Below are 24879 nucleotides of genomic sequence, written 5' to 3'. Positions count from 1 at the left end.
GGTAAATGGGGCGCTTTCCGGCCGCGGATGCCGCAGACTCGGCGACATGATCGCCGAGGTTCGCACCGTCGCCGACCTGGCCGCTCTCACCGCGGCTGGTCAGCGGGTCAAGTACCTGCACTTCTGGGGGCACACCCCGGCCCGCGACGGGAGCGTCAGCGCGAGCTGCCTGAGCCAGTGGTCGCCGGAGGGTTTCACCGTCGACGGCATCCGGTTCGCGACCGCGGAGCACTACATGATGTGGGGCAAGGCGACGCTGTTCGGCGACACCGCGATGGCCGCGCAGATCCTCGCGTCCGGCCATCCCCGGCAGGCGAAGACCCTCGGCGGCCGGGTGGCCCGCTTCGACCAGCAGGTCTGGAACGACAATCGCTTCGCGATCGTGGTCACCGGCAATCTCGCCAAATTCCACCAAAACCCCGATTTGGGTACGTTCTTGGCCGGTACCGGCACCCGTGTCCTGGTCGAGGCGAGCCCGATGGATCGCATCTGGGGGATCGGGCTGACCCGGGACGACCCACGCGCCGACGACCCGGCCCGGTGGCGCGGCCTCAACCTGCTCGGCTTCGCGCTGATGGAGGTCCGCAGCCGGCTCGGTGCGGAGGGCTGAGCCGATGGGTGCCCTGGACGCGCACGCGGCCCGGGTGGCGGCCGGCGCGGTGATCGAATTCCGGCCCACCGGGTCGTCGATGGTCCCGCTGATCCGCAGCCGTCAGCTGGTCACGGTGGCCCCGGTCGACCCGGCCAGGCTGGAGGTCGGCGACATCGTGCTGGCCCGGGTGGCCGGCTCGACGTACCTTCACCTGGTCTCCGCGATCCAGGCGGACACCGCGCGCGTGCAGATCAGCAACAACCGCGGCCGGGTGAACGGCTGGACCGGTTTCGCCCGGGTCTTCGGCATCTGCACCGCCGTCGACGGGGTGCCCCGCCCACGGGTCGCGGGTAAGGTGCGCGCCGGCGTACACAAAAATGTCGGTGGGTCTCCCTAGAATCCCCGGCATGTCAGTCGCCTTCACCGCACTGTGGACCCAGGATGTGTGCCGCCCCTTGCGCAAGGGTTTTGTCGGGCGCCGGCCACCGGTGGTCTTCAGCGGCGCGCACGGCTCCTCAATCGGCTGGGGTTCGGTGGACACCGGCGACGAGGTCTTCGCGCTGCACGTCAACAAGTGCGTGATCCACGTGGTCAGCCGATTGCGGGTGCTCGACTGGAAGCAGTCGGCGTGCTGTGGCGCGCTGCCGGCGTTCTGGGCCGACCCGGCCTATCAGGGGCATCCCGGGTGGGACGACGCGCTCGGCGCCGGTCGGTGCGGTGCCGCGCCGGTGCACGTCGACGCGACCCCGATCCGCTTCGACGTCACCGTCCCCGGCGAGCTGCTGCCGACGCTGACCTGGCGCAATGCGAAGGGTGTCACCCGCACCCCGAAACACGTCGTCGACGGCCGCCTCACCAACTCGATGAGCATCCAGGGGGTCTACCGGCTGACCGAGGGCTCGGCCGCCGACCTGTCCGCCCTGATCGACGCCGCCCCGCCCCTCCCCGCCGTCGGGGGAGAGGCCCGGGCGGTCGCCTAAGCGGGCAGGTCCAGGTGGTCGCGCAGGGTGGTGCCCTCGTACGCGGTGCGGTAGACGCCGCGGTCCTGCAACTCCGGCACCAGCTTGTCGACGATGTCCTCGATCGTGCCGGGCAGCAGCTGCGGCAGGATGTTGAAGCCGTCCACCGCCCGGTCCCGGACGTAACGGGTCCACTCGTCGGCGATCTGCCCCGGCGTCCCGACGAACGTGCTGTGCTGCGGGGTCACCTCGACGACCAGGTCGCGGATGGACAGCTTTCGTTCCGCGGCGAGCGCGCGCCACCCGGCGATCCGTTCGGCCTTGCCGGTCCGGTGCTCGATCGCGATGGTGCCACGGGACGGGTCGAGTTCGCCCTCGGCCGGTTCGATGTCCGGCAGTGGGCCGTCCGGGTCGTAGCCGGAGAGGTCCTTGCCCCAGTACTGCTCGAGGAAGGCCAGCGCGCGCGGCCCGGTGACCTGCTCCCGCTGGATCCACGCGGCCTTCTCCGCGGCCTGCGCCGGTGTGTCGCCGAGGACCACGGCCGCGCCCGGCAGGATCCGCAGCGAGTCCGCCGACCGGCCATAACCGGCGAGCCGTCGGCGCAGGTCCGCGGCGTAGGCCACGGCCTTGTCGTAGTCGGTGTTCGCCGAGAAGACCACGTCGGCGTGCCGGGCCGCCAGGTCGCGTCCGCCGGCCGAATCGCCGGCCTGGAAGAGCACCGGCCGGGCCGGCACCGTGGGCGGCGCGGTGACCGAGATCAGGTCGTCGTGCCGGTCCACCGCCGTGCCGCCCCACAGCGCTTTGGCGGTCTCGACGAACGCGCCGGCCCGCTCGTAGCGGCGTTCGTGCGGCAGCCAGCCGCCGCGCCGGAAGTTCTCGCCGGTCCACGCGTTGTCGGTGGTCACGATGTTCCAGCCGGCCCGCCCGCCGGAGACCGCGTCCAGGCTGGCGAGCCGCCGGGCCAGGTCGGCCGGGAAGTTGTAGGTGGTGTTCTGCGTGGCGACCAGGCCGATCCGTTCGGTCACCGCGGCCAGGGCCGCGAGCTGGGTGATCGCATCGGGCCGCCCGGCGACGTCCAGATCGTGGACGCGTCCGCGATTTTCCCGTACGCGCAGCCCCTCGCCGAGGAAGAACGCGTCGAAGAGTCCCCGTTCCAGGGTCTGCGCGGTGGCGACGAACGTGTCGATGTGGGTGTGCGTGCTGAACGCCGGATCGGTCCAGACCAGTTGCGGTCCGACGCCGGTGAAGAACACTCCCAGGTGCAGGCGCGGTGACATGTGGATCCTCCTATCCGGCGGTGGCGAACCGGTTGGCGGGCCGGTGCAGCCCGAGCGTGTCGCGCAGGGTAGGCCCGGTGACCGGGCGGCGGCCCAGCCCGGTGGCCAGCCGGGGCAGGTCGACGTGCAGTTCGGCCGGGTGCAGCCGGACCCCGTCGACCAGGCCGGCCAGCCGCTCGAGGAGGTCGCGCAGGTCTTCGGCGCTGCCGGTGTGCCGCAGCCGCTGCGCCGGTCCCCACGGCGCGACCGCGTCCAGGGCGGCGAGCCGGTCCGCGCCGAGCAGCACGTCCAGGTCGGCGAAGACCAGCGGGGCGCCGTCGGTCCGCGCCTGCCGGGCCCGGTCGGCGACCTCGTCGACGGTGGGCGCGGCGACCAGCGCCACGTCGAGCCGGCCGGTGACGCCGAGGGTGTCCGCGCCGAGCACGACGAGCTGGCCCTGCGGCGGCCGGGGCGTGATCAACGGGCCGACCACGGAGAACCGCTCACCGGTGAAGTTGACGTGGTGCACCCGGTCGGCGTCGAGGAACCGGCTGGTCACCCGGTCGCGGATGATCGCGTCGTCCTCCCAGGAGTCCCAGAGTTGCCGGGCCACGTCGATCCCGTCGGCGAGCTCCTGACGCAGCGCGGCGCCGTCGAGCCGGGGCAGCCCGACCGTCGCGTAGACCGCGGCGCTGTGGTCGGCGCCGACCACCCAGCCGGCCCGGCCGAGCGACGCGTGGTCCAGCGAGGCGAGCTGGGTGGCCAGGTGGAACGGCTCGGTGACGGTGACGTGCAGGGTGGGTGCGAGCCCGATCCGCTGGGTGCGCCGGGACAGGAAGCTCGCCCGGACCCCGGCTTCGACCCGGGCCGGGCCACCGGGCGGCGGCAGCGCCGCGTCGGCGATGGTGACCAGCGCGAAGCCGGCCGCCTCGGCGGTGGTGACCCGGGCGGTCAGGGCGGCGATGTCACCGGCCGGTCCGGCGTGGCCGGCCGCCGGGTGCGCGCCGGCCCCGTCCACCTCGAGGGCCAGGTGTGGTCGTGTAACGCTCATCGGGACCTCCTAATCCTGCAAAGCCTATAGCTGAGATAGGGTTTGTGGGAGGTTGCCTGCGTCACTTGGGGGCCGCCCGGCCCGATGCCGAGCGCGACGTCCGAGGCGGTGTGCAGCACGACGATGATGGCGGCGATGGTCAGCGCGCAGCCGGCCAGGGCGCGGGCGGTCCGCTCCCGGTCCGTGGGCAACAGGATCAGAGCCAGGGGTACGGTGGCCAGCCCGAACGGGACGGTGAACAGCAGCACCAGGCGCCAGCCCAGCTCGTCGCCGGCTAGGTCCAGCACGATGCCGCCGAGCGGAGGGCCGATCACGCCGGCGATGCAGCGCCACCATATCCTAGTCAATCTATCGACAGACTAGAGATATGGCGGCGCGGGTGCACACTCGAAGGCGTGCGCTGGTGGGGACGGGCCGAGTGCCCGGTACGACAGGTCGAGCAGGACTGGATCGAGACGTCGCTCGACTGGCTGGTCGCCGAGTTCGGCACCGGCCGGTTGCGCGGCACGGTGGTGCTGCCCACCGACGACTTCTTCCCGGGCGACTACCGCGGCGGGCGCGACGACATCCGGGCGGTGCTCGGCAGGCTCTGCGGCCACATGGGCGTCGACCCGGCCCGGGTCGAACTCGAGCACTACGCCGGCGACACCGAGCCGGAACTGGCCGCGCACGTGCCGATGAGCTGGACCTCGCAGGGCGCGGCCGGCCATCACCGGGTCCGCGACGGCCGCTCGATCATCGGTATCCAGGACGAGCAGGCCGCCGCACCGACCGCCCTGGTCGCGACGATCGCCCACGAGCTGGGCCACGTACTGCTGCTCGCCGACGGCCGGGTCCCGCCGGACCGCCGCGACCACGAGCCGCTGACCGACCTGCTCACCGTCTTCTTCGGCCTGGGCATCTTCGGCGCGAACGCTGCCTTCGAGTTCTCCCGCAGCGAGAACAGCTATCGCACGTCCCGGCTGGGCTATCTGACCGAGCCGATGTTCGGCTATGCGCTGGCTCGTTATGCCTGGCTGCGGGGCGAGTCCGACCCGGCGTGGGCGCGGTACCTGGACACCAACCCGCGGACGTTCATGAAGCGGGGGCTGCGCTATCTGGCGCAGGGGTGCGAGGGCGCATGATCTGCTGGTGGCATGCCGTTGCTGTTGGTGGATCTGGACAACACGCTGATCGATCGAGACGCGGCCTTCGGTAGCGCGGTCGCCGTCTTCCTCGCCGACCATGGGCTGCCGGCCGCCGACGTGGCCTGGGTGATGATCGCGGACGCGAGCGGGTACACCGCCCGGGACGTGCTCGCCGCCGCCCTGACCAGCCGGTACCGGAACGCGGTACCGGCCACCGCGATCAAAAGTCTTCTCGACAGCGGCGGCGCCGATCATGCCCGACTGGCCGACCCCACCAAGGACGCCCTGCTCGCGGCCCGCCACGACGGTTGGATCTGCGTGATCGTGACCAACGGTCGCACCGCACAGCAGGAACTCAAGATCCGCAACACCGGCCTCGACCGGCTGGTCCAGGGGTGGGTTGTCTCGGAAGAGGTGGGCCACAAGAAGCCCCACCCGGAGATTTTCCGGGCGGCGGCCGCCCTCGCTGCCGTGTCCCTCGCCGACGCCTGGGTCGTCGGCGACTCCCCGCAGGCCGACATCGGCGGCGCCATCGCGCTCGGGCTCCGCAGCGTATGGGTCTCCCATGGCCAGTCCTGGAACCTGGATGCCTACCGGCCCACTCATGTCGCCGCCGACGTAGCCTCCGCCATCCACCACGCCCTACGGGGCGGCAGGATCTGAACCGCGCCGATCCACCTGCCCCTGTATCGACTGCGGCATACCGGCCACGTCGGGCCGCGCAACTCGCGGCAGAGCCCAAGGCTGGCGCGACCGTTCGAGTCGGGTCAGATTCCCGGGTGATTCTGACGGTCTGACGCGGCTCACCCGGGCGCTTCGCGCAACCTCGGATCAGCCGCGGCGGCGAAGGGTCGTATCGAGAATGCCATGGTTGCGTCCTGCGAACGCGTCGACGGCGCGGTCACCGAAGACGCACAGGCTCTGCTCCCAGGGATGCCCAACGATCCCGAATTCGTGGTCGTGTCCGACGAGGATGGTGTAGTTCCCGTTCGGGAACAGCACACCGTTATCCCAGCCCGACACCTCGGACGGCCCGCACGAAATCGGAACTCCTCGGCGAATTCGGACCACAAGACACCGGCGTCAGCCAAGTCGAGATCCACCCAGCCGTCTTCGTCCACACCGGCAGGATAGCGACGAACACCACCTCGTCCGGCACCACGGATAAGCGAGCCGGAAGGCAGCCGCCCACCACGACCGCAGCCCGCCCCTCAAGACATACCCGACTCGCGGCAGATCCGGATGTCAGCCGTCGGTAAATGTCTGCTGGCAACCGCATGCCGGCAGATGCCCGGGATACGGTGTGGCTGGCTTTGAACCTCCGATGGAACGGGGGGACAGCGTGTCGGATATGCACGAGGCGCAGCCGGCTCCGGTCCTGTCCGGCCCGGCGGAGCAGCCGCTGGTCGGAGGGTTCGTCAGTGAGGTCGTGTTGGCCGGTGGAACCGTACGGAAGTCACCGCCACGGGACCCGGACTTCGTCCGCCGACTACTGCGCCACTTCGAGCATCACCACTGGACCGGTGCGCCGCGGTTCCTCGGCACGGACCACCGGGGCCGGGAAATGCTCACCTTCATCGACGGCGAGGTGCCGTGGCCGCGACCTGCTCCACCGCGCGGTCACACCGAGGTAGCGGACAATCTTGCCAGTCACCGAACCGCTCACCGGCATATCCGCACACCGGCCTGACCGAGTGGCCGTCACTCGTGTGACGGTAGCGTTGACCACCTCCGGCACGATCGGCGGCAGATCCGAATACAGGAAATTCGTCGACTGCCGGCCTTCAGCAAACGGCGACTAGGGTGTCCCGAATATGAGTGATGGCTACGGCGGCAGCGTTGACCGGTTGCCGAGGTCGATGGTCAAGGTCGTTCGGGCACCCGCCGATGACTCGCGGTTGCTGATGTGGGTGGGACGCTCAGGGGTGCACCTCATGGACCTTGCTGAACATCAGCAGTCCGATCGGGCAAGTATTCAGCGATTTCCGCAGAACGGTGACAGTTCGATCGCGTGGGCCTCGGTTCCGTCCGCCCTCATGATCCGCTCCGGTCGGGACGACGAGCTGGCGATCGCGGACTACTTACGCGAGGAAGGCGACGTGGTGATCATGTGGTCGACCCTTGCACTTCCGAGTGTGTTGTTGAGCGCGGCAGAGGCGTCTGCTCGGATACCGGAAATCATGGCGACAGTCCCGTTGCTGTGGTTATACCGGCCGGACCGTGATCTTGTCCTTGAGCGAAATTACTTCGACGACACGGTAACTGTGGCTCGCATTCCGCAGAGCTAGGGTCATCAGCCTTCATCTCAGGCTTCGGTTTGGACGTCCGGGCTGTCGCTCTCATTGCGGCTGCCCACCCCCGGTGTGGCTCTCATGTGGCCTGTGCAGTCCCGGGCGTCGTCACAGGGCAGGGAGAGGCTCAAGAGAGGCTTGCGCAGCTCAGAGTAGCGATGCCCGCCCGCTCGACGAACTGTCCGTCGCCGCACGTGGTCATCGGCATGGACCCGCACACACGCTCCGCCGCCATCGAGGCGATGACCAGAGACGAGACCGTCCTGGGCACCGGCCGGTTCGGCGCCGACCAGGCCGGCTACACCGCGATGGTCGCGTACGCCAAACAGTGGCCGGACCGGGTCCGGACTGCCAGGGCGGTCACACATCGCTGAGGGAGCTGAATTGGATACCAGCCAGCCGCCAGCGTTCCGAGTCTTCGACCCAGGTCTGACCGACGCGGACCGTCAACGTCATCTCCTGCCCGCGCCAGGTCGAGTGACTACGCTGAACGCACCGAATGATCGCCGCGTGACCATAGAGGCACACCTCTACGTCGCTGCTCTCCAGGCTCGTGTAGGCGAACTCGGTGAACTTGCCGAGCCATTGAGCCTTGTCGAGCACGAAGCCCTGCTCTCCGATCGACCGGAAATCATCAGTCAACAGCCCGTCCAGCGACTTGGCGTCGCCGTTCAACTCGGCTACGTCGAAAGCGCGCCGCAGGTGGTGGATGTCGTCGACGGTCATGACCGGATCTTGCCCGATTGAGGACTCGCCCGAAAGGCTGGCCCCAGGGAACCGCTCGTCGCGTTCATGCCGATGAAACACGTCCGGTCATCGGCACGACCGTGCGTTGCCAGGCGCAGGAGGACCGTGGCTCTCCGCGGCGCCCGGATCGCGGTAGATCAAGACGCGTCAGCGGCGCGGAAACGGTGACCTGGCCGGTTGACGTCGAGCGTTCGCGATGGATGGCTATGGGGTTTCCTGGATGTTGAGCATGTCGTTCATGGCGAGGGCGCCCGCGTCGCGGCGGATGCCGCGAATTCCGTCGAATGCTGCCATGGTGACGTGGAAGCTGGCCGGTTGAGCCAGCTTTTCGCTGGCGAGTCGCCACGGCGCTGCGGTGCCGGTGTCCGGCACGGCTGCGACCAGGACGGCAACACCGTCGTGTTGGACGTCGTAGTCCGCGTGCGGCTCGTCGTAGCGTATGTAGCGGAGCACGGCCGGTCCGGAGGGGATCGGCGCCGGCGGGGTTGACTTCGGGGCTGCGCGCCAGTGCTGGGCGAGTTCAGCGAAAGCGTGTTCGCGTGCGGGTCCGTGTTTGTCGCTCGCCGCGAGGATGGCGGTGCCGGCCCCCGCTGTGACGCGGCAGATCTGCTGCGCCGGGATGGTCGCGGTCAACTCGGGGTAGTAGCTGACCAGTCGGATGCGGAGCATCAATTCCGTCAGTGCCCGGGCAGCGGCCTGCTGCTGCGAGGTCAGCGACGAGGTGACCACCGCCGGTCGTCGGTCCGGTCGTCCGTGGGGCGTCTCAAGGTCGGCGGCGCGACCGGCTGCGGATTCGTACCACCGCGGGTCGTCGGGCCAGACCGATGCTGTCGTGGCCTGCACCGTCCCCTGCTGCCCGATTGCGATGGCGAGCCCGGCGTCCCCGAAGGTGAGGCTGACGCCGTGCCGGTCGGCAGCGTCGAACTGTAGGTCGGTGACGCCGCCGAAGGTGAAGTGCAGCGGTGCAGCAGGCCAGGGTTTCCGGGACCCGTCTCGTGCTACGCGTCCGGTGCTGGGCACGAACCGCCGCGGAGCGGCAAGGGTCGCCTCGACTTGCAGACCTGGTCGGCCGGGCCGGACCGTGAACCGGCGAACGCTGGCGTCCGTCAGATCGTAGTCGGTGGCGAGACCGGTGATGATCTCCGTCGTCACCGGAAAGGAACCCGGGAAGACACGTGCCTGATAGTCGCGATGTACTGGGCGCCCGGTCGCGGCGGCGGGCAGTTGGCGGTCGAGCGCTGGGTCAAGGTCGACCATTAGCTCCCGGCGGGCGGCTCCGAGGCCGGCCATCCACAGCAGGCCGGTGCGGGCCTGCCGATTCCGGTCCAACCTGGGCGCGCATGCCGCACTGACCAGTGGAAAGGTGTTGTTGTCCCAGATGTCGGCCAGAGCGCCGACGCGGGAGGCGTCGAAGACGCGAGCGTCAGCGGCCATGATGGCGATCTCTTGGACGGATCGGTCAAGCAGTCCAGCGAAGGTCTCGAGCGGCGCACGCACGCCGCAGAGTATGCCTCCCTCCTCGCAGCACAACGACTCGACAGCGACGCGCGACTCGCGGCAGAAGAGCATGCGTGATCTTGGCGTTAGTCCCAGTAGTTGAATAGGCCCTCGCCCAGCGTTTGAGGGTGCCAGTAGCGAAGGTCGCGCTGGCTGATTCGTGGCCACTTCGCCGCATCGATCGGCCCGTCCAGCTCCGTGGCGGTCAGCAGGCGAAATCCTGGCATCGTTTTCAAAGCGGCTGCCAAGTCGGGAAGCTCGACGAACGTTAGCGGACCAGCCTCACGCGCTGGTGTGAACTCAATGACGCGCGGAACGGCGAGGGCCATAAGCGGAGCGTCGCGGAGGCAGACCACTGCGACGTCACGGTCCGGGTACGTAATGATCGTCTGGTGGAAGTTCGGTGTCGGCTCCTCGCTGACCCGGAACTCGGTCAGCTCGCCGCCGGTTTGTCGCGCGGCCGCCGCCGTCCTGCGGGATCAGCACGCAGCTGGATGACGGCCTGCTCACCGGCAAGCCGCCGCTGCGGGCGGTCACCGAGTCGTGCCTCGTCGGGGCCGGCCGTCTCGGCGACGCGCTGACCACGGTCCTGACCGACCAGCTCCCGGATGCCACGATCACGCCACCGCTGCCGGCCGAGATCGCGAAGCTCGTCGGGGGGCACGGCTACTTCACCGCGTTCCGGGTCGCCGGCGGTGACTTCGAAGTGCGGGTGCGCGGGTCCGAGACGACCGCGGCCGGCTTCGACGCCTGGCGGGCGAGCCGGTGCCTCAAGGTGACCTGCCGGGTCGAGCAGCACGCCGGCCAGCCGGTGCTGATCCGCACCTCGACCGGCACTGTGGAAGTGGTCGCACTGCACGCCGACGGGACGATGGTGTCGGCGCTGGCCCGCGGCGGGCTCACCGAACAGCAGCTCGTCAGCATCGCCGTCGCGCCGGCGCTGACCGTCTACCCCTGATCGGTGTCACACTCCCGCACCGCCTCCGGATCCACGTCATCGCCGGAGTGCGGGGAGGCGTGGCGGGGGCGGTCGGGACGTCGCGGAGGCTGACGCCGGCGTCGAGCATGGTGGCGACGAACGTGGGGCGCAGCACGTGCGGGTGCATGTGCGGAATCCGCAGCGCGGCGGGGCGCTTGCAGGGCGCTACCTGCGTACCGAAAGGGCCAGCGTCTCGCCCCACTGCCGCGCCCGCGCCTCCTCGCCGGGAGCCAGCGGGCCCTGCGCCGACTCGACCCGGAAGCTTGCCGGTTCCAGGACCTGCCGGCCGCCGAGTCCGCGCAGCCGGCGCATCGCCTTGCGGCCCGCGGATCCGGTCGGCAGCGGGGTGTTCGAGCGCGTGTCGAAAGCGGCCACCCGCACCCCGGCCAGCTGCGGCATCCGGTCCAGGAAGTCGCGGATCCCGGCGGTCTGGGCGCCGTCGCGGATCGGGCCCTGCCGTGCCGCGTCGGCCCGGGTGGCCGGGCGGCTCATCGAGAACGCGTGCGTCGGGCCGCCGAGGACCAGCAGGTCGACATCGGTCAGTGCGGGCGTCAACCGGGCCGGCGCCGCGGTCCTACCCGCGACCGGGGCCGTGGTTCCGGTTCCGGGCTCCGTGACCGGGGCGGTGGGCCCGGCTCCGGGCTCCGTGACCATCTCGCGGATGTCGGCGACGGTGACCTCGCACCCGGTGGCCAGGCCGTCGGCGATCAGGCGGGCGACGATCGCGCTGTTGCCGAACATCGACTCGTAGAGGACCAGGGCGCGCATCACGGCCTCCGGACGATCAGGATCGGACTCTCGGCGTGCTGCAGCAGCTGGAGGCTGGTCCCGCCGAGCAGCGTGCCGGCGATCAGGCCGGCGCCGCGGCTGCCGACCACCACCAGCCCGGCGTCGCGCGAGGCGGCGACCAGCGTCGCGGCCGCGCCGTCCGGGGAGAGCAGCACCCCGACCGGTACGTCCGGGAACTTCTCCCGCCACGGCGCGACGTGCGTCATCAGGTCGGCGCGGGCGGTGTCCTGCAGTTCCGAGGTGGTCCGCGGCCGGCACCGGATCACGGTGAGCGCGGTGTGCCGGTCGTGCGCGGCGGCGAACGCGGCCTCCAGCACGGCGTCCGCGCCGGGGGAGTCGTCGACCCCGGCGACCACCGGTCCGCGCTCCGCCCCGGGCTCCTGCGAGCGGATCACCGCGACCGGGCAGCGGGCGTGGGTCGCGATCCGCTGGCTGACCGAGCCGAGCCGCAGCCCGGCGAAACCGCCCTTGCCACGGGTGCCCAGCACCAGCAGCTCGGTGTGATCAGAGTCGGCCAGCAGCTGGGCGGTCGGGTTGCCGATCAGGACGTCGGTGGTGACCTCGACGCCGGGTGCGGCCTCGCGGGCCTCCCGCCCGGCGACCGCCACGACGGTCTCGGCGAGCCGGCGGGCGGTCTCGAAGGTGCCGCCGCCGAAGTCGTAGCGGGCGGTGGACCAGTCCCAGTCCAGGACGTGGACGACACGGAGCGGTTGCTGGCGCCGCCGGGCCTCGCCGGCCGCCCAGCGGACGGCGGTGGTGCCCGATTCGGCGCCGTCGGTGGCGACGACGATCGCGGAAGTTCGCATGTCCCGATCGTCATCCGCCTGGATGCGCGCGGGCAGAGCCGGCCGGTCCGGTGCGAGCGGGACCTGTGGCCCTGTGTGCCGGGCCGCGCCGGGAGAAGGCTTGGGGCAGAGCCGAAGGAGGAATGGCGATGAGGACCTGGACCGTGGGTGACGTCATGACGAAGGCGGTCGTGTCCGTGAGTGAGCAGACCTCCTACCGTGACGTGGTCGACCTGCTCGTCGAGCGGCGCTTCAGTGCCGTCCCGGTGGTCGACACCGGTCACCGGGTGATCGGGGTGATCTCCGAGACCGACCTGCTCCGCAAGATCGAGTACGCCGGGGACGAGGCGCCGCGGATCTTCGAGCGCGGCCGCCGGCGTGGCGAGCGGGCCAAGGCGACGGCGCGGACCGCGACCGGCCTGATGAGCGGACCGCCGGTGGTGGCGCTGGCCAGCACGCCGATCGCGGCGGCGGCCCGGCGGATGGACGTGGAGAAGGTGAAGCGGCTGCCGGTCGTCGACGACCTCGGGCGGCTGGTCGGGATCGTGTCCCGCGGTGACCTGCTGAAGACGTACCTGCGACCGGATCTGGACATTCAGACCGATGTCGAGATCGGTGTGCTGCGGGCGTTCCTGGTCGACGACACCGCGAGCGTGACGGTCACCGTCACCGACGGGGTGGTGCGGCTGTCCGGGCGGGTCGGGCGGTACTCGTCGGCCGAACTCGTGGAGCGGCTGTCCCGCCAGGTCGCCGGGGTGGTCGAGGTGATCTCCGGCCTGACCTACGACGTCGACGACCGCGAACCGGTGGTCACCCCGGTGCCGTTCTTCTGACACGACACGGCGAAGGTCCCCGCCACTCAACGAGTGACGGGGACCGACGTCCGGAAGTGATCAGTAACCGAAGTCCTGGGTGTAGTACGGGGTGCCGCCGGCCGAGTAGACCGCGCCCACGCCGACCGTCGTCGACTTGCAGTTGAGGATGTTCTGACGGTGGCCGGGGCTGCGCATCCAGCCGCCGACGACCTCGTCCGCGCTGCGGTAACCCCACGCGATGTTCTCCGCGGACGGCTTGGCGTACCCGGCGGCCTTGGCACGGGCCACGAAGTTCGAGCCGCCCCGCCCGGTGTGCGAGAAATCGCCGGTCTTGCCCATCCACGCGCTGTGCCCGCGGGCGGCGTCGGTGAGCTGGTCGTTGACGGTCAGCGCGGCACAGCCGTGCGCGGTGCGCTGCACGTTGGTCAGCCGGATGATGTCGGCCTGCAGGGTCTGCTCGGCGGCCTTGGCCTTCGCCGGCGCGGCCTCGGCCGGGGACGCGCTCATCAGCAGACCGGCGGCGGCCGGGGCGATGAAGGCGGCCAGGGCGAAGCTACGGAGGAGATTGCGCAAGGAAGACCCTTCGACGTGCGGCGCCTGACTCGCTGCCAGGTTCACCCTTCCCTTCGTCGCCCTGCGGGCGCCTTTGATCGCAGGCCGGTGGCCTCCGGGTCGCTGTTCGGTTGCCGGTTCGCATCAAGCATTTCTGGTACGAAACAGGTCACGAACCGGCGATCACTGCGCTGGCGGCCAACGCTTCCGTGCGCTGCCGGATCGTCGCGCGCAACTGATCAGCTTCGGTCTTGGCGTCGGTGCCGTCGATCGTGCCCAGCACTGTGGCGAGCCCGTCGACAGCGGTCAGCGCCGCACCGTTGCCGTAGATCTTCTGGTACAGCTCGCGATAGGCCTGGTCATAGGCCGGCCGGTAGGCGCTGCTGGCCAGGAAACGCTCCTTGAGCTTGTGCCCGCCGAAGCCACCGCCGCCGCGCATCCCGCCGCCGTTCGGCGCACCGCCGTTCTGCCCGCCGCCGGGTGGCTGCATGCCGTCCGGGAGCTGCCCGCCGCCCGGGAAGCCGCCCGGGAAACCGGCCTGGCCACCGTCCGGCTGACCCGCGCCGGGCTGGCCGCCACCCGGTTGACCGCCACCGCCACGTCCGAAACCGCCCATACTGACCGTCTCGTGCGGGTCCTGGCTCGCGTCGCCGGAGAACGTCAGGTTGTAGTCCCAGCCCACGACACGGAATCGGCGGCTGCTCAGGTCGTACCAAAGGTAATAATTGCGGCCCGGACCGGCCATGTCGTCGAAGTTGAGCAGGAGGTTCTGCGTCGCGGCGTAGCGGGCGAACGACGCCACGTCCAGGTGATCGGCCAGGTGCGCGTCGAAGTCGGCGTCGCTGCTGGTGTTCACCCACCGGACCAGGTCGATCACCGGCTGCAGGTCCTGGCTGCCCTTCAGATTGATCTGCTTGAAGTCGTCGGCGTACGCGGTCGGGTCGTCGCCCTGATCGGTGAACTGGCCGGCCGCGAGCGCCTTGTAGAGCACGCCCGAGCCGATCGAGGTGGCGAAGTTCTCGTCCGGGTGCTCGACGATCAACCGGGCCACGGCCGGGCTGCCGTTGACCGAGAAGCTGCTGTACGCGTAGCGCTGGGTCGTCTCACCCGCGGCGGCCAGCACATTCAGCGCCACCGCCTCGTTGAGCACGGCCGCGCCACCGCCCATCCCGCCGACCCGGACCGCGATCTCCCGGTGCCCCTGGTAGCGACGACCGTCGACGTACTGGTCGAAACGGATCAGCCACGGCATGGTCTCCGGCTCGGCGGTGTTGATCGTCGAGCCGCCGCCGAACCCGCCACCACGGCCGCCTCCGCCACCGGCGATGCTGCGCAGCGTCGAGTTGCCCTTCAACCGCAGGCCGACGCTGGGCAGGTTCACCCCGTCGACGACCAGGTCGGCCTCCAGATACTCCTTCTCGCCGTCGGTCCGGTACGCCTCCAGGAGCTCCTGGTAGTCCTTGTCGCGGAAGGTCAGCCGCAGGGTGTGCGCCACCGTCGCGTCGAACAGGTCGGTGGTGCCGGCGATGTCCACGCTGACCCGGTCGCCGCTCTCGTCGCTGGCACTCGTCACCAGCGGCGCGACCCGGACCGTGCTGAACGTGACCACCAGCGCCAGCAGCACGGCCACGCAGGTGGCGAGCAGCTTCCAGTAGTGCCGGACCCGGACCGGGATCCGGTGCGCCAGCCGGCGGGCGAGCATCACAGATCCGTCTGGTCGTACCCGGTGAGGACCGTGACCCGCTGCCCTCCGGTGCGTTCGCCGAGGGCGGCGATCAGCCGCCCCGGCTCCTGGCCCTTCTTCAACCGGATCGTGTACATCAGCTCGGTCAGCGCCCCGCCCCGGATCGACTCCATGCTGACCAGTTCGAACTCGCTGGTGTGCGCGATCAGCACGTCCTGGATGTGCTCGGTGTAGTTGCCGTCCGGCGGAACCTGGACCTTGACCACCTGGCGCTGCACGTTGTTGGCGAACCAGTTGAACCGGAACATCACCACGATGACCAGGCTGATCACGATGGCCGCGACGATCGCCAGGCTGTAGAAGCGGGTGCCGGTGGCCATCCCGACGCCCATCACCAGGAAGATGAAGCCGACGTCGCGGGTCTCCTTGATCGCGTTGCGGAACCGGACCACCGAGAGCGCGCCGACCAGGGCGAACGCGCGGGCGATGTTGGAACCGACGACCAGCATGATCAGCGAGATCAGCATGCCCAGGATGACCAGGGTCTGCACGTAGGACTGGCTGTAGGACACGTTGCGGTGGGTGAACCGGTAGATCCACGCGATCATCGCGCTGAGCAGGAACGACAGGCTCAGCGCGATGGCGATGTCGCCGACGCTGAACGTGCCGGAGAGATCCTGGACGTCGAAGGGCATGGGATCAGACCTCGTTGTCTTCCGTGGTGGCGAAAATGTCCTCAGCGGACGGGACGTCTTGCGTCGTGGCGGGGATGTCTCCCACCGTGGCGGGGACGTCTTCCCTCGTGGTGGGGACGTCTTCCCTCGTGGCGGGGATGTGGAAGATCGAGCGCGGGGCGCGGCCGAACGCCTCGACCGCCTGGCAGTACTTGGAGACCCGGACCACCGACATGTCCAGGCGCGCGGCCAGATCGGTCAGCCAGTACGGCACCCGCTCGTTGGCCTTGAACTCGATCACCGACATCCGGGCCGGCACGATCAGCCGGTTCTCGGCGCCGGCGTCGAACGGGAAGTCCCGGTCCCGGCCGCGGACCCGGTGGTCCATGGTGACCCGCAGGCCCAGGTCGGCGTCCTGCCCGACGTACGCCTCGCGCTGGTAACCGGTCATCGCGACCGCCCGCAGGTCCAGCAGCGACACCAACTCGAGGACCTCCTCGAGGAACGCGCGCTGCGCCGGCCCGTGCTCGATCATCACCCGGCCGTCGCAGAGCTCGCGGGCCAGCCGGTAGGGCACGGCCACCCGGCGCTTCTGGGTCACCCGGTTCACCCGCTGCTTGATCTCGACGTGCACCTCGGTGTCGGCACCCACGGCGAAACGGTCGCCGTAGTGCCGGACACGCAGCTTGCGCCGGAATTTGAGGCCCTCGATCTTCTCCCAGTAGAACCGCAGGTCCGGGGTGTCGTAGTAGACGCTCCACACCCCGTACCCGCCGTTGACGCCGTGACTGTCCGGCGTCATCCGGGCGGTCAGCTCGTCGCGCAGCCGGGGGATCCGGTCACTGGGCAACAGGTACTTGATCTCGTACCGATTGAAGGAATGCAGTCTGCCCGGCGCGCGCAGTGCGTGCCCGGCTTGATCGTCACCCGGTGTCTCCATCGATGAGTAGCTGACCGGTCGCAGGTCAAGGGAACCTCAGCGCCCCCTGTGAATTTCCCCAAAACGAGAGTTGAACGGGAGGTGTCGAACGTGGAGCGCGCAGGGCGACGCCGCCGTCTCGATGGTGAGGGTCGCCGGGCGCCGGCGTCGTCAGTGGTGGGTGGCGGGCGTTTCGCGCAGCAGGTCGGCGGCGAGCCGTTCGGTGTCGGGGTGCATAGGCAGGCCGGCGTCGGCGAGCGCGCGGCGCAGACGTTCGCACCGGTGGTGGATCGCGGTGATGTCGTCGAGGCGAGCAGCGGCGTGCAGGGCTTGGCGGGCGAGATCGTCGTTGCTCGGGTCGTAGTCGCTGGCGGCCTCGTACCAGGTGTGGCTGACCTGGGGGTCCGCGTCGGTGAGCAGGCGGGCGGCTTGGAGATGGATGCGGATCAGCAGCCGGCGGGCATGTTCACGATCGGTGCCGATCCAGTCGTATCCGGCGTCCTCGGCCAGCGACCGGCCCGCGGTGACGGCGATCACCTCGCGCAGCTGGTGCAGACGGGCCTCGTCGTCGAGGGCCGCGGCGATGGCCTTGTGGGTGTCGAGGATCTGCCACCAGTCGACGTCGATCAGGTCGGCGTTGAGGTGGTAGCGGCCGCCGGTGTTGACGACCGGCTCGAGACGGCCGGTGTCGGTGGTCGTGTCGGCCCGGATGATGGCGCGGATGACGGTGCGCAGGTTGGCGACGCTGGTGGAGAGCCGGTCGGTGGCGCGCTGCAGGGTGACGTCGGGCCACAGCGCTTCCATGATGTCGCCGAGGGCGGCGCCGTCGCGGTTGAGCACCAGGTAGACGAACAGTTCGAGCGCCTTGGTGCGCAGCCCGCGGACCGGTGCGCCGTCGCGGCCGAGGATGGCGGGCCGGCCGAGCACGCGGGCGTTCACCCGCCCGGCCGCGGCCGGCTGGCCTGAGGCGTCAGCCACGCCGGCGAGGATCGTGGCGGCTGCTTGCGGGTCGAGCACGGCCAGGTCGCCGCGCTCGGTGGTGCCGTCCTCGGTGACGGTCAGGGTGGTGCCGGACGGCCAGTCGCCGAGCAGGGTGACGTCGATGCCCAGTGGCGCGCCGAGCCGGGCGGTGCCGGCCAGCCTGGTGTGCCAGGCCGACTCCGGTACCTCGGCGAGCAGCAGCAGGCCCGGCGCGTCCAGGGTGGCGCCGTCGTCGAGGTCGTCGGTGAGCCGGCTGCGCCGGATGATCTCCTCGTCGACGGTGGCGAGCGCGTGCGCGAAGTCGGGGGTGACCGCGAGCGCGGGCCCGGCCGGGGTGTCGCCGAGCAGGTCGGTCACGGTCGCCGCGGGGGAGACGGCGTGGCCGGTGCTGCCGGTGAGGATGGCGACGAGGGCGGCTCGGGCTGCGTCGGGAGCGCCGGGTCCGATCAGCGCGGTGACCGGGTTGTCCGGGGTGGGCGGTTCGCTTGCGGCCGGTTGCGGGTCGGGCAGGGCGACTTTTTCGGTACGACCAGAGCGCCGCAACAGTGTGAGCGCACCGACGGGGTGAGGTGCCGGGTTGGTGGCAGTGGCGTGCACGGCGGGGCGGTTGTCGTGGCGTCGACGCCACAGCAGACCCCCTGCGTACACGAAACCGGCGATCGTCAGCCCGGCGGCGCTGAAGGTGACCGCCTTCCCGGAGTGGCCATCGGTCGGTGGTGTCGCCTGCGGTGAGGGGGCGGGTGGTGTCGTGGCGCCGGCGCCCGGATTCGGTGGGCGAGTCGGTGCCGGCTGGTGGCGGGCGGGGGCGGTCTTGCCGGTGCAGTGACCGGATGCGGGGGTGGTGGCCGTGGCGGGCAGGCGCAGTTTCCAGCCCGGGTAGATCACGTCGGGGTCGGTGAGGCGACCACCGACCTGGGGGAACGTGGTGCCACGGTTGAGTCGGAAGATGGTGGGCCAGCGGTCCGGGTCGCCGAGGCGCCGGCGGGCGATCGTCGAGAGGGTGTCGCCGGGGCGGACCGTGCAGGTCGGGTTCGGGTGCTCGGCGGTGGGCGGGGCCGGGCTGGTCGTCGCGGTGGTGGCGGGTGGGGGAGCGGCGGATGCCGGGGTGTAGGCCGCGGTGACCGCCGCGGTGCCGACGACGGTGACGGCGAGGCTCTGGGCCGGGCCCGGAAGGTGCCGGGCGAGCCTGCGGGTCCGTCGTGCGGCGATCCGCAGGGCGGCCAGTGCCGCCAGGGCCCAGAACAGCCAGCCGAGGGTGGCGAGCAGGCCGGGCAGGAATTGCCGCTGCAGAGGACTGGACAGCCAGCAGGCTATTTCGGTCTGGGTGGGCGGGCGGCTCGGCAGAGGCGAACCGGTCAGCGCGATGAGCGCGGCCAGGACGACCAGCAGAAGCAGACCGGTACGCACGAGCGCCTCCCCGCCGACGGAGATCGGGCGCGAGGGCCCGCTGTCACCGGCGAGGCTATGACCGTGGTGGGCGGTCGCGGCGGTGCGAGCAGCTGACACGGCTCTTACGAAACCTGTCGCGGGCCTTACCCGGGCGGCGGCGCCTGCCGTCCGGGGGTCGGCCTGTGCTGTTCAGGCGTGCGCGACCGGCGGGTTGATCGGTAGCCCGGCGGTCTCCAGGAAACCCTGCAAGGTCACGGCGAGGGCGGGAAGCTTGTCGTTCTCGATGAAGGCGAAGCCGTGATCGGCCATCAGATCAGCGATGGCCTCGGCCATCCTGTCGAGGGTCAAGCTGCTCATCGGGCACTCCTCGGGGTTCGGGCCGGCGTGGCCGCCGGCAGGGCGGATATCGGATGACCGTTGCGGCTGGCAGGCCGGCGGTCAGGGCTGCCTCCCCGGATCGGGCTGCACCCCTGGCCTTCGGCCATGAGCTCCCGGTCTCTGCTATGGCTCTGGGCACGGACTCGGGATACGGCGGGCGTTGATCAAGCCGGGCTGGCTGGCGCCAGGCTGACGGATAGGCAGCCGGAGGCTCCGGGAGAAGATCGCTATGGCGTTCTCCCGTTGCCAGCACGGACCCCAGGAACCGCAGGCAATGCAGCGACCCGATCCACTCGACGTCACATGCTCGTCGAGTACTGCCTGGGCATCGGCTAGCTGCTGATCAGCTGCTGCGGCGTAGTACGTGTTGCTGGTCATCTCCACCTCCGCCTTCGGCACACCAGTGGATCTCTGATGCAGGGGACTGATTTAGACTCCCAAGTTTCAGTGACGCCGCTACGATAACTCGGCCCGGAGGAGTTAGGAACCCGATTCAGTCCACTGTGTCGATTTCTCGAGAACGGCGCTTTAGGGTTGACACTCGGTCATTCGAGCCGCAGATGTGCAGCGTGGGAGGTCGTCATGGTCAACCCGACCATCCAGCGCCGGAGACTCGGTATCGCGCTCAAAAGGGCGCGGGAGAACGCCGGTTTGACTCAGGATGAAGCGGCCGAGGCCATCGATTCGGCGTCCAGCAAGATCAGCAGGATTGAGCTCGGCCAGAGCGGCCTTCGCTCGATCGACCTGACTCTGCTGCTGCGCGCGTACAACGTTCCGGACGACGTCGCCGTATCAATGCGCGAGCTGGCCAAAGCTGGGCGGCAGCGCGGCCGATGGAGCAACTACCGCGAGCAGCTGCCTTCGTGGTTTCGCACGTTCGTCGATCTGGAAAGCGACGCGGCGGAGATCCGGCAGTATCAGACCGAGATCATCCCAGGTGTCCTTCAGACGGAGGCTTACGTCCGCGCGATCCTGACCAACGGCTGGTCACCGGACGAAGCGGCGCTGGCCCAGCAGGTCGACATCCGTCTCAAACGGCAGACGATCCTCGACGGCGATGTGGAGCTGGCCTTCGTCCTGAGTGAATCGGTGCTGCGGCGGATGGTCGGCGGGCCCGCGACGATGCGTGCGCAGATGAGCCACCTTGTTGAGTTGAGTCGTCGGCCTGCGGTCACGATCCAGGTGCTGCCCTTCAACGCTCAGACGTATGTCGCCCCGTCGTTCAACTTCGTCATCCTGCGCTTCGGCCCGGACTCGACCACGGATGTGATCTATACGGAGAGCTTCACGGACGCTGACTACCTCGACCGGCCGGATCAGGTGCGGGCCTACACTAAGTTGTGGGATGACCTGCGAGCTGCGGCGATCGGGCCTGCGGAATCGCGGGCTCTCATCGAGCAGCTAGGCGACCTGTCCTGAGAGTGAGCGTTCCATGAGCACCCCAGACCTCTCGCGTGCAGTTTGGCGTAAGAGCACCCGTTCCGACGCCAACGGCGGCAACTGCGTTGAGGTCGCCGGCAACCTGCCGGGCATCGTCGCGGTCCGGGACTCCAAGGACCCGGGTGGTCCGGCACTGACCTTCACTCCCGGCGAGTGGGCCGCTTTCCTCGCCGGTGTCAAGGACGGCGAGTTCAACGTGCTGGCCTGATCTCCTGCAGATCTTCGAGGCCCCGCCCCGAAAGTTCTAGGCCGGCCCTCGTGTCGTCTTCACCGGTCAAGCGATAGCTTCGTTGCGCCGTTTGCTCACGAGGGTCGGGCGCCGGGCTGCGACGCTGGGGGTTCAGCCAGAGGCGTCGCACGGTCCTCGACGGTAGAGCTCGGGTCTCGCGTCGCTGCGGTCCACCGGGCCAGCTGTGCGGCGTTCTGCACGGTGTCCGCGATGCTGGCCATGTTCAGCAGCGCGTCCTGCGCGGCGGCGTCGTTGAGCATCCGGACGATTGCCTTGATGACCAACGCCACCGCGTCGACGCCCTGCCGTCCCTCGGCGAGAGCATGCAGGTCCTGATCGGTCAGCGGGCCGACGCTGATGCGGCGGCCCGCCAGCAGTTCGGCACCGGCGAGCAGGTGCCCTGCGGGTGTGACCGCGGTCCAGGTGTCCCGGACCCGGAAGCCAGTTTCCAGGCCGGTGTCGTCCTTCGTGGCATCGGCCAGCCTCCGTCTCGGGTCAGCCGATGCTCCCGCCGCTCTGGGCGGTGTCGAAACTCGCGGATATCGAATCCACCCGATCGAGCGTCCACCCCCCGGTGGTGTCGAAAGTGACGGATTACTGACCTTTTGGGGTCAGGGTCAGGGTGGTTTGAGGCCGCTGCTGCCGAGGAAGCCGGTGGCGAGGACGGGCCGGTATTGCATGGCTTTGAGTCTTTTCTTAGTGGTGCGGAGCAGGTCGTTGATGGTGCCGTGGGCGAGGTTGGCCAGGCCGCGTTTGAGGTTGGACCACATGTTTTCGACGGGGTTGAGTTCGGGGCGTAGCCGGGGAGCTGGTAGACGCGTAGCCAGGGCCGGGCGGCGATCAGGGCACGCATTTTCTTGGAGCGGTGGGCGGGCAGGCCGTCCCAGACGAGCACGATCGGGCCGCCCAGATGCTGGTGGGCGGCGTCGATCAGGGCGGTGAAGTGGGGTTCGGCGAAACCTCGGGGTTCGCCTTTGCGTCCTCGGTGGAGCATGGTGCGGTAGATGATGCGGGGCCGGTGGCCGGTGCGGTAGGCGACGATCCCGGCGACGGAGAGTTTGCGGCCGCCGCGGCCGGTGACTTTCACGATCGGTGTGTGTCCTCGCGGGGCCCAGGTACGGGCCCTGGCTGGTCGCAGCGTCAGGCCCGACTCGTCGGCGAAGCAGATCCACGCGTCCAGCCTGCGCGCGACTCTTTTACCGCGGGCCATTGATGGCGCCGCCAGTGGGCGATGGCCGATTCGTCGCGTTCGGCGGCCCGGCTGATCGGTTGTTGCGGGCTGAACCCGGCCCGGCGCAGTACCTGCCACACGGTCGGCACGCTGAGCGTGAGGTGAAACATCCGGCCGATCACCGTCTGGATCCGGGCCAGGGTCCATCGCTGGTCCTCGGTCCAACCGGCCGCGGCCGGGCCCTGGTTGAGTGTCGCGATCAGTTTCTGAACCTGGGTGGCGGACAGTGCCGGAGCCGGCCCGGGCGTGCCTTTCGAGGCGAGCGCCTGCTCGCCGCCGGCGAGCCAGGCACGCCGCCACGCGTATGCCGATTTCGTCGAGATCTCCAGTGCCACGGCGATCTGCGCGGCGCTCATCCCGTCCGCCAGCATCTGCGCGGCCCGCTGACGGACTTGCTCGCGGCGGATCCGTCCTTGCGGACCGACCCCGCCGCCGTCCCCGTATCTCATGCCCTATCTAGACACGGCACCCAAACCGCTGTGAATCACTCGAAACGGCGATGTGGACTCAAGAGTGACCCTGACCAACAAAGGTCAGTAACCCCACGTCAGAGACGTCCTGCCTCGGCGCTCATAAGGTCCCGCCTCGTCGGACGCCAGCCCGGGCGAGCCCTTCGAGATCGGGACAGCTGAAAGCAGACCACCAATCTTCGCGGGGCTCGGATACCCGTCATCCGCCTCTACAAGTATTTAATATCGAGGCAAGTGAATATGATGCTCGGGGTGGAGAGGCAAGGATTTCCCTTTGTCTAGCGTGCTGGACATGGTCAACGACGCGCTCGCCCAAGAACTGATCAACATGACCGACGAAGACCGGCGGCTGCAATCCGGCGCACTCAGCGACGACTTCACGGCCCAACTAGCCCATCGAAGAGTCATCGTCCGCAACGGCGATCGCCTTGCTGAAATAATCGACGACCACGGTTGGCCCACCGCAGAACTCGTCGGCCAAGAAGCAGCCCGCAGAGCGTGGCTGGTAGCGCAGCACGCCGACCGGCAACTACACCTGCAACGGCGAGCGCTGACCTTGATGACCGAGGCAGTGCACGCGGGCAAAGGCGACAACACCCAGCTGGCCATGCTGCACGACCGGATGCTGGTCAACGAGGGCCGCCCTCAGATCTACGGCACTCAGATCGCCGGCATCGTCAACGGCGCCCCCGTCCCGTGGCCGTGCGAAGACCCGGAACAGATGGATCAGCGGCGTACGGAGGTCGGCTTGGAGCCATTCGCGGTCCACGTCGCCAAACACGCGCAGGCCTGACCCGCACAGCCGGCTCCCGGTCCGAAGCCCCGGGCAGCGACCAGCAAGTCGCCGCCCACCGCGAAACCCGCTGCCACCTCCAACCGGTGTCGAAACTCGCAGACACAAAATCTGCCGACGATCAAGTAGTGCCGAAAGTGACGTACACACGGTGTCCAAACCCGCCGAGATAATCACCAGGTTTTTGTCCGGCAGCGCCTCGTGGTGCGGCGTCATGCAGAGCTGTCGTCGCACCTGGGCGTGTCTCCGCCCACCCCGCAATGACCTACCCGCGGCGTTCGCTGTGGAAGCAGTGGTCGCGGCGGATCAGGGCGACGATCTCCTGGCGCTGCGGAGCGGTCAGGACGGTGGCGGATCGCTCGATCGCCCACAGCAGGTGCCCGACGCGGGTGCCGACGAGGTTCACGTCCGGGCTCTCGCAACGGCCGAGGCGCGCCTGCTCGTGCATGATCATGACTGCGGTCCGGACGGGCAGGCTGTGGCCGTTGTGCGCGAGCCAGGTGGCGAGGTCAGCGGCGACGTCGGTGACCTGGCGACCCCAGGAGCGGCCGCCGGCGTCGACCGCGGCGGCGACCTCGGTGCAGCGTCCTTGCGCGGTGAGCTTCTCGTACCACCACTGCTCGCCGATCACGTGCAGACGGATCCGGCGTCGTTTGACCTCGATCGCCCACACTCCGCTGGGGCCGACCAGCAGGTGGTCGGTCTCGCCGCGGCGATTGCGATAACCGCGCAGCATCGTCCAGGAGTCGTCGAGGACGGCGAGCCCGTCGGCCAGGGCCTGCTCGCCGGACATGCCGGCGGACAGTTGCCGGACCCGAGTGTCGATGAGCTGCCGGTTCTGGTCGGCGGTGAGCACGCCGTGCCAGGCCAGCTGGGTGCGGGCCGACGCCTCCTGCTCGGCGACGGTGGTGAGCCCGAGCTTGTGGCGCCACCACGGCTTGGTGCGCCGGGACTCCTCGAGATCGTTCCAGGCGCGACCGTGCTCGTTGCGCCAGGCGGCCGCGGCGGTCTCGGCCTCCCGCAGCTGCCCGATGGTGCGGTCGAGTTGCTGGCCGCTGTGGTTCGAAAGGACCTGTACCTGCATCGGCATCTCCCTTGCTTCCGCAACTGCGGAAGACGCTAGGAGCGAGCAGGGCCGATGCGGCCGTTTGTGCAGCTGACAGGGCCCATACGGAACCTTTCGCCGCCCTTACACGGGGCGGGCCCAGCCGTGCTTCGCAACTACAGAGCTATCGGACGCGCTGGTGTCCC

The 24879-nt window shown here is 69.6% G+C and carries 32 protein-coding genes and 1 pseudogene; 12 read left to right on the top strand and 21 right to left on the bottom strand.

All coding sequences use genetic code 11. From position 1 onward, the window contains the following. The first annotated feature begins 46 nt into the window (after positions 1-46). Genes ybiA through Apa02nite_RS47880 form a run of 3 tightly spaced genes read left to right on the top strand, consistent with a single transcriptional unit; the run spans position 47 to position 1572 of the window. Complete coding sequence (gene ybiA, locus Apa02nite_RS47890) at positions 47-610, top strand: riboflavin biosynthesis intermediates N-glycosidase (protein WP_203831097.1); 564 nt, start codon at positions 47-49, stop codon at positions 608-610. A gap of 4 nt (positions 611-614) precedes the next feature. Next, on the top strand, positions 615-989 hold the full coding sequence (locus Apa02nite_RS47885) for a hypothetical protein (RefSeq protein ID WP_203831096.1): 375 nt from the start codon (positions 615-617) through the stop codon (positions 987-989). 10 nt (positions 990-999) lie between these two features. Next, positions 1000-1572 carry a hypothetical protein gene (locus tag Apa02nite_RS47880; RefSeq protein ID WP_203831095.1) on the top strand — a complete coding sequence of 191 codons (573 nt, stop codon included), beginning with the start codon at positions 1000-1002 and terminating at the stop codon, positions 1570-1572. Here the strand turns inward: Apa02nite_RS47880 and Apa02nite_RS47875 are convergent. The 3 genes from Apa02nite_RS47875 to Apa02nite_RS47865 are packed head-to-tail and all read right to left on the bottom strand — an operon-like array spanning position 1569 to position 4205. Further along, a complete protein-coding gene (locus Apa02nite_RS47875; RefSeq protein ID WP_203831094.1) occupies positions 1569-2828 on the bottom strand; it encodes an LLM class flavin-dependent oxidoreductase in 1260 nt (419 codons plus the stop codon). The two genes, Apa02nite_RS47880 and Apa02nite_RS47875, sit on opposite strands and share 4 nt — an antisense overlap. A 10-nt stretch (positions 2829-2838) precedes the next feature. Beyond that, positions 2839-3858 (bottom strand): LLM class flavin-dependent oxidoreductase, encoded by a 1020-nt coding sequence (locus Apa02nite_RS47870; protein ID WP_203831093.1) that lies wholly within the window; start codon positions 3856-3858, stop codon positions 2839-2841. Further along, on the bottom strand, positions 3855-4205 hold the full coding sequence (locus Apa02nite_RS47865) for a hypothetical protein (protein ID WP_203831092.1): 351 nt from the start codon (positions 4203-4205) through the stop codon (positions 3855-3857). Before Apa02nite_RS47865 ends, Apa02nite_RS47870 begins: the two co-directional genes overlap by 4 nt. 48 nt (positions 4206-4253) lie before the next feature. On the opposite strand from Apa02nite_RS47865, the gene Apa02nite_RS47860 reads away from it, so the two are divergent. Next, positions 4254-4982: a hypothetical protein gene (locus Apa02nite_RS47860; protein ID WP_203831091.1), complete on the top strand. Its 729-nt coding sequence runs from the start codon at positions 4254-4256 to the stop codon at positions 4980-4982. A gap of 12 nt (positions 4983-4994) precedes the next feature. Then, a complete protein-coding gene (locus tag Apa02nite_RS47855; protein WP_203831090.1) occupies positions 4995-5648 on the top strand; it encodes an HAD family hydrolase in 654 nt (217 codons plus the stop codon). Positions 5649-5816: 168 nt separating this feature from the next. On the opposite strand, the gene Apa02nite_RS47850 is transcribed toward Apa02nite_RS47855, so the two are convergent. Then, the gene (locus Apa02nite_RS47850; protein ID WP_373873106.1) at positions 5817-6008 is read right to left on the bottom strand and encodes a DUF2716 domain-containing protein; all 192 of its coding nucleotides are present in this window, start codon (positions 6006-6008) and stop codon (positions 5817-5819) included. A gap of 791 nt (positions 6009-6799) precedes the next feature. Here Apa02nite_RS47850 and Apa02nite_RS47845 point away from each other — a divergent pair. Together Apa02nite_RS47845 and Apa02nite_RS47840 are read left to right on the top strand one after the other, a co-directional pair. Then, the gene (locus tag Apa02nite_RS47845) at positions 6800-7273 is read left to right on the top strand and encodes a hypothetical protein (protein WP_203831088.1); all 474 of its coding nucleotides are present in this window, start codon (positions 6800-6802) and stop codon (positions 7271-7273) included. A 209-nt stretch (positions 7274-7482) separates the two neighbouring features. Then, entirely contained in the window at positions 7483-7650 is a 168-nt protein-coding gene (locus Apa02nite_RS47840; protein WP_203831087.1) for a hypothetical protein, read from the top strand. Here the strand turns inward: Apa02nite_RS47840 and Apa02nite_RS47835 are convergent. The 4 genes from Apa02nite_RS47835 to Apa02nite_RS47820 all read right to left on the bottom strand — a co-directional run bounded on the left by Apa02nite_RS47835 (position 7637) and on the right by Apa02nite_RS47820 (position 10184). Next, the gene (locus tag Apa02nite_RS47835) at positions 7637-8002 is read right to left on the bottom strand and encodes a nuclear transport factor 2 family protein (protein WP_203831086.1); all 366 of its coding nucleotides are present in this window, start codon (positions 8000-8002) and stop codon (positions 7637-7639) included. The genes Apa02nite_RS47840 and Apa02nite_RS47835 overlap by 14 nt on opposite strands. Before the next feature lie 225 nt (positions 8003-8227). Next, entirely contained in the window at positions 8228-9520 is a 1293-nt protein-coding gene (locus tag Apa02nite_RS47830; protein ID WP_203831085.1) for a hypothetical protein, read from the bottom strand. Positions 9521-9606: 86 nt separating this feature from the next. Then, positions 9607-9849, bottom strand: coding sequence for a hypothetical protein (locus Apa02nite_RS47825; protein WP_203831084.1), 243 nt, complete (start codon positions 9847-9849; stop codon positions 9607-9609). Between the two features lie 104 nt (positions 9850-9953). Then, positions 9954-10184 carry a hypothetical protein gene (locus Apa02nite_RS47820; protein WP_203831083.1) on the bottom strand — a complete coding sequence of 77 codons (231 nt, stop codon included), beginning with the start codon at positions 10182-10184 and terminating at the stop codon, positions 9954-9956. A gap of 48 nt (positions 10185-10232) precedes the next feature. Here Apa02nite_RS47820 and Apa02nite_RS47815 point away from each other — a divergent pair, with 48 nt between their 5' ends. Then, positions 10233-10478 carry a hypothetical protein gene (locus tag Apa02nite_RS47815; RefSeq protein ID WP_203831082.1) on the top strand — a complete coding sequence of 82 codons (246 nt, stop codon included), beginning with the start codon at positions 10233-10235 and terminating at the stop codon, positions 10476-10478. A 186-nt stretch (positions 10479-10664) separates the two neighbouring features. Here the strand turns inward: Apa02nite_RS47815 and Apa02nite_RS47810 are convergent, their stop codons facing one another. Continuing rightward, positions 10665-11267 carry a flavodoxin family protein gene (locus Apa02nite_RS47810; protein ID WP_203831081.1) on the bottom strand — a complete coding sequence of 201 codons (603 nt, stop codon included), beginning with the start codon at positions 11265-11267 and terminating at the stop codon, positions 10665-10667. Continuing rightward, entirely contained in the window at positions 11267-12094 is an 828-nt protein-coding gene (locus tag Apa02nite_RS47805; protein WP_203831080.1) for a universal stress protein, read from the bottom strand. The genes Apa02nite_RS47810 and Apa02nite_RS47805 overlap by 1 nt, the downstream gene beginning before the upstream one ends. 128 nt (positions 12095-12222) lie before the next feature. On the opposite strand from Apa02nite_RS47805, the gene Apa02nite_RS47800 reads away from it, so the two are divergent. Then, positions 12223-12906, top strand: a complete 684-nt coding sequence (locus Apa02nite_RS47800; protein ID WP_203831079.1) for a CBS domain-containing protein — start codon at positions 12223-12225, stop codon at positions 12904-12906. 60 nt (positions 12907-12966) lie between these two features. Here the strand turns inward: Apa02nite_RS47800 and Apa02nite_RS47795 are convergent, their stop codons facing one another. The 6 genes from Apa02nite_RS47795 to Apa02nite_RS47770 form a co-directional block, all read right to left on the bottom strand. Next, entirely contained in the window at positions 12967-13461 is a 495-nt protein-coding gene (locus Apa02nite_RS47795) for a CAP domain-containing protein (RefSeq protein ID WP_067708523.1), read from the bottom strand. A 148-nt stretch (positions 13462-13609) separates the two neighbouring features. Then, complete coding sequence (locus Apa02nite_RS47790; protein ID WP_203831078.1) at positions 13610-15142, bottom strand: CotH kinase family protein; 1533 nt, start codon at positions 15140-15142, stop codon at positions 13610-13612. After that, on the bottom strand, positions 15142-15819 hold the full coding sequence (locus Apa02nite_RS47785) for a DUF4956 domain-containing protein (RefSeq protein ID WP_067708518.1): 678 nt from the start codon (positions 15817-15819) through the stop codon (positions 15142-15144). The genes Apa02nite_RS47790 and Apa02nite_RS47785 overlap by 1 nt, the downstream gene beginning before the upstream one ends. 4 nt (positions 15820-15823) lie before the next feature. Then, positions 15824-16738 carry a polyphosphate polymerase domain-containing protein gene (locus tag Apa02nite_RS47780; protein WP_203831077.1) on the bottom strand — a complete coding sequence of 305 codons (915 nt, stop codon included), beginning with the start codon at positions 16736-16738 and terminating at the stop codon, positions 15824-15826. 150 nt (positions 16739-16888) lie between these two features. Further along, positions 16889-19105 (bottom strand): LysM peptidoglycan-binding domain-containing protein, encoded by a 2217-nt coding sequence (locus Apa02nite_RS47775; RefSeq protein ID WP_203831076.1) that lies wholly within the window; start codon positions 19103-19105, stop codon positions 16889-16891. Positions 19106-19276: 171 nt separating this feature from the next. Then, positions 19277-19444 carry a hypothetical protein gene (locus Apa02nite_RS47770; RefSeq protein ID WP_203831075.1) on the bottom strand — a complete coding sequence of 56 codons (168 nt, stop codon included), beginning with the start codon at positions 19442-19444 and terminating at the stop codon, positions 19277-19279. A gap of 603 nt (positions 19445-20047) precedes the next feature. On the opposite strand from Apa02nite_RS47770, the gene Apa02nite_RS47765 reads away from it, so the two are divergent. Both Apa02nite_RS47765 and Apa02nite_RS47760 read left to right on the top strand, forming a co-directional pair. After that, positions 20048-20884, top strand: coding sequence for a helix-turn-helix domain-containing protein (locus tag Apa02nite_RS47765; RefSeq protein WP_203831074.1), 837 nt, complete (start codon positions 20048-20050; stop codon positions 20882-20884). Between the two features lie 13 nt (positions 20885-20897). Next, positions 20898-21113: a DUF397 domain-containing protein gene (locus Apa02nite_RS47760; RefSeq protein WP_203831073.1), complete on the top strand. Its 216-nt coding sequence runs from the start codon at positions 20898-20900 to the stop codon at positions 21111-21113. Positions 21114-21208: 95 nt separating this feature from the next. Here the strand turns inward: Apa02nite_RS47760 and Apa02nite_RS47755 are convergent, their stop codons facing one another. The 4 genes and pseudogenes from Apa02nite_RS47755 to Apa02nite_RS47745 all read right to left on the bottom strand — a co-directional run bounded on the left by Apa02nite_RS47755 (position 21209) and on the right by Apa02nite_RS47745 (position 22814). Next, entirely contained in the window at positions 21209-21424 is a 216-nt protein-coding gene (locus Apa02nite_RS47755) for a hypothetical protein (RefSeq protein WP_203831072.1), read from the bottom strand. 327 nt (positions 21425-21751) lie between these two features. Then, positions 21752-21904 (bottom strand): hypothetical protein, encoded by a 153-nt coding sequence (locus Apa02nite_RS51755; protein WP_239165088.1) that lies wholly within the window; start codon positions 21902-21904, stop codon positions 21752-21754. Between the two features lie 68 nt (positions 21905-21972). Then, positions 21973-22344, bottom strand: a pseudogene (locus tag Apa02nite_RS51750) (transposase); the annotation flags it as partial. Further along, positions 22275-22814 carry a winged helix-turn-helix domain-containing protein gene (locus Apa02nite_RS47745; RefSeq protein ID WP_203831071.1) on the bottom strand — a complete coding sequence of 180 codons (540 nt, stop codon included), beginning with the start codon at positions 22812-22814 and terminating at the stop codon, positions 22275-22277. The gene Apa02nite_RS47745 and the pseudogene Apa02nite_RS51750, both read right to left, overlap by 70 nt. A 313-nt stretch (positions 22815-23127) precedes the next feature. Here Apa02nite_RS47745 and Apa02nite_RS47740 point away from each other — a divergent pair, with 313 nt between their 5' ends. Then, entirely contained in the window at positions 23128-23628 is a 501-nt protein-coding gene (locus Apa02nite_RS47740) for a DUF6624 domain-containing protein (RefSeq protein ID WP_203831070.1), read from the top strand. A 265-nt stretch (positions 23629-23893) separates the two neighbouring features. Here Apa02nite_RS47740 and Apa02nite_RS47735 read toward each other — a convergent pair whose 3' ends face one another. Beyond that, positions 23894-24712, bottom strand: a complete 819-nt coding sequence (locus tag Apa02nite_RS47735; protein ID WP_203831069.1) for a nuclease-related domain-containing protein — start codon at positions 24710-24712, stop codon at positions 23894-23896. Positions 24713-24879 lie beyond the last annotated feature (167 nt).

This window comes from Actinoplanes palleronii (assembly GCF_016862315.1).
Classification (GTDB): Bacteria; Actinomycetota; Actinomycetes; order Mycobacteriales; family Micromonosporaceae; genus Actinoplanes; species Actinoplanes palleronii.
The sequence above is the reverse complement of the archived record's forward strand: the minus strand, read 5'-3'. Positions and strand labels throughout refer to the sequence as shown.

What these genes read in the sequence shown, in the direction of transcription:
- Apa02nite_RS47810 (WP_203831081.1), bottom strand. Translation starts at nt 11,267, where the DNA reads ATGCGCGCCCTGGTCCTCTACGAGTCGATGTTCGGCAACAGCGCGATC.
- Apa02nite_RS47800 (WP_203831079.1), top strand. Translation starts at nt 12,223, where the DNA reads ATGAGGACCTGGACCGTGGGTGACGTCATGACGAAGGCGGTCGTGTCC.
- Apa02nite_RS47880 (WP_203831095.1), top strand. Translation starts at nt 1,000, where the DNA reads ATGTCAGTCGCCTTCACCGCACTGTGGACCCAGGATGTGTGCCGCCCC.
- Apa02nite_RS47870 (WP_203831093.1), bottom strand. Translation starts at nt 3,858, where the DNA reads ATGAGCGTTACACGACCACACCTGGCCCTCGAGGTGGACGGGGCCGGC.
- Apa02nite_RS47780 (WP_203831077.1), bottom strand. Translation starts at nt 16,738, where the DNA reads ATGGAGACACCGGGTGACGATCAAGCCGGGCACGCACTGCGCGCGCCG.
- Apa02nite_RS47790 (WP_203831078.1), bottom strand. Translation starts at nt 15,142, where the DNA reads ATGCTCGCCCGCCGGCTGGCGCACCGGATCCCGGTCCGGGTCCGGCAC.
- Apa02nite_RS51755 (WP_239165088.1), bottom strand. Translation starts at nt 21,904, where the DNA reads ATGTGGTCCAACCTCAAACGCGGCCTGGCCAACCTCGCCCACGGCACC.
- Apa02nite_RS47740 (WP_203831070.1), top strand. Translation starts at nt 23,128, where the DNA reads ATGGTCAACGACGCGCTCGCCCAAGAACTGATCAACATGACCGACGAA.
- Apa02nite_RS47885 (WP_203831096.1), top strand. Translation starts at nt 615, where the DNA reads ATGGGTGCCCTGGACGCGCACGCGGCCCGGGTGGCGGCCGGCGCGGTG.
- Apa02nite_RS47735 (WP_203831069.1), bottom strand. Translation starts at nt 24,712, where the DNA reads ATGCAGGTACAGGTCCTTTCGAACCACAGCGGCCAGCAACTCGACCGC.
- Apa02nite_RS47765 (WP_203831074.1), top strand. Translation starts at nt 20,048, where the DNA reads ATGGTCAACCCGACCATCCAGCGCCGGAGACTCGGTATCGCGCTCAAA.
- ybiA (WP_203831097.1), top strand. Translation starts at nt 47, where the DNA reads ATGATCGCCGAGGTTCGCACCGTCGCCGACCTGGCCGCTCTCACCGCG.
- Apa02nite_RS47875 (WP_203831094.1), bottom strand. Translation starts at nt 2,828, where the DNA reads ATGTCACCGCGCCTGCACCTGGGAGTGTTCTTCACCGGCGTCGGACCG.
- Apa02nite_RS47805 (WP_203831080.1), bottom strand. Translation starts at nt 12,094, where the DNA reads ATGCGAACTTCCGCGATCGTCGTCGCCACCGACGGCGCCGAATCGGGC.
- Apa02nite_RS47785 (WP_067708518.1), bottom strand. Translation starts at nt 15,819, where the DNA reads ATGCCCTTCGACGTCCAGGATCTCTCCGGCACGTTCAGCGTCGGCGAC.
- Apa02nite_RS47855 (WP_203831090.1), top strand. Translation starts at nt 4,995, where the DNA reads ATGCCGTTGCTGTTGGTGGATCTGGACAACACGCTGATCGATCGAGAC.
- Apa02nite_RS47835 (WP_203831086.1), bottom strand. Translation starts at nt 8,002, where the DNA reads ATGACCGTCGACGACATCCACCACCTGCGGCGCGCTTTCGACGTAGCC.
- Apa02nite_RS47770 (WP_203831075.1), bottom strand. Translation starts at nt 19,444, where the DNA reads ATGAGCAGCTTGACCCTCGACAGGATGGCCGAGGCCATCGCTGATCTG.
- Apa02nite_RS47840 (WP_203831087.1), top strand. Translation starts at nt 7,483, where the DNA reads ATGGACCCGCACACACGCTCCGCCGCCATCGAGGCGATGACCAGAGAC.
- Apa02nite_RS47825 (WP_203831084.1), bottom strand. Translation starts at nt 9,849, where the DNA reads ATGGCCCTCGCCGTTCCGCGCGTCATTGAGTTCACACCAGCGCGTGAG.
- Apa02nite_RS47760 (WP_203831073.1), top strand. Translation starts at nt 20,898, where the DNA reads ATGAGCACCCCAGACCTCTCGCGTGCAGTTTGGCGTAAGAGCACCCGT.
- Apa02nite_RS47745 (WP_203831071.1), bottom strand. Translation starts at nt 22,814, where the DNA reads ATGAGATACGGGGACGGCGGCGGGGTCGGTCCGCAAGGACGGATCCGC.
- Apa02nite_RS47845 (WP_203831088.1), top strand. Translation starts at nt 6,800, where the DNA reads ATGAGTGATGGCTACGGCGGCAGCGTTGACCGGTTGCCGAGGTCGATG.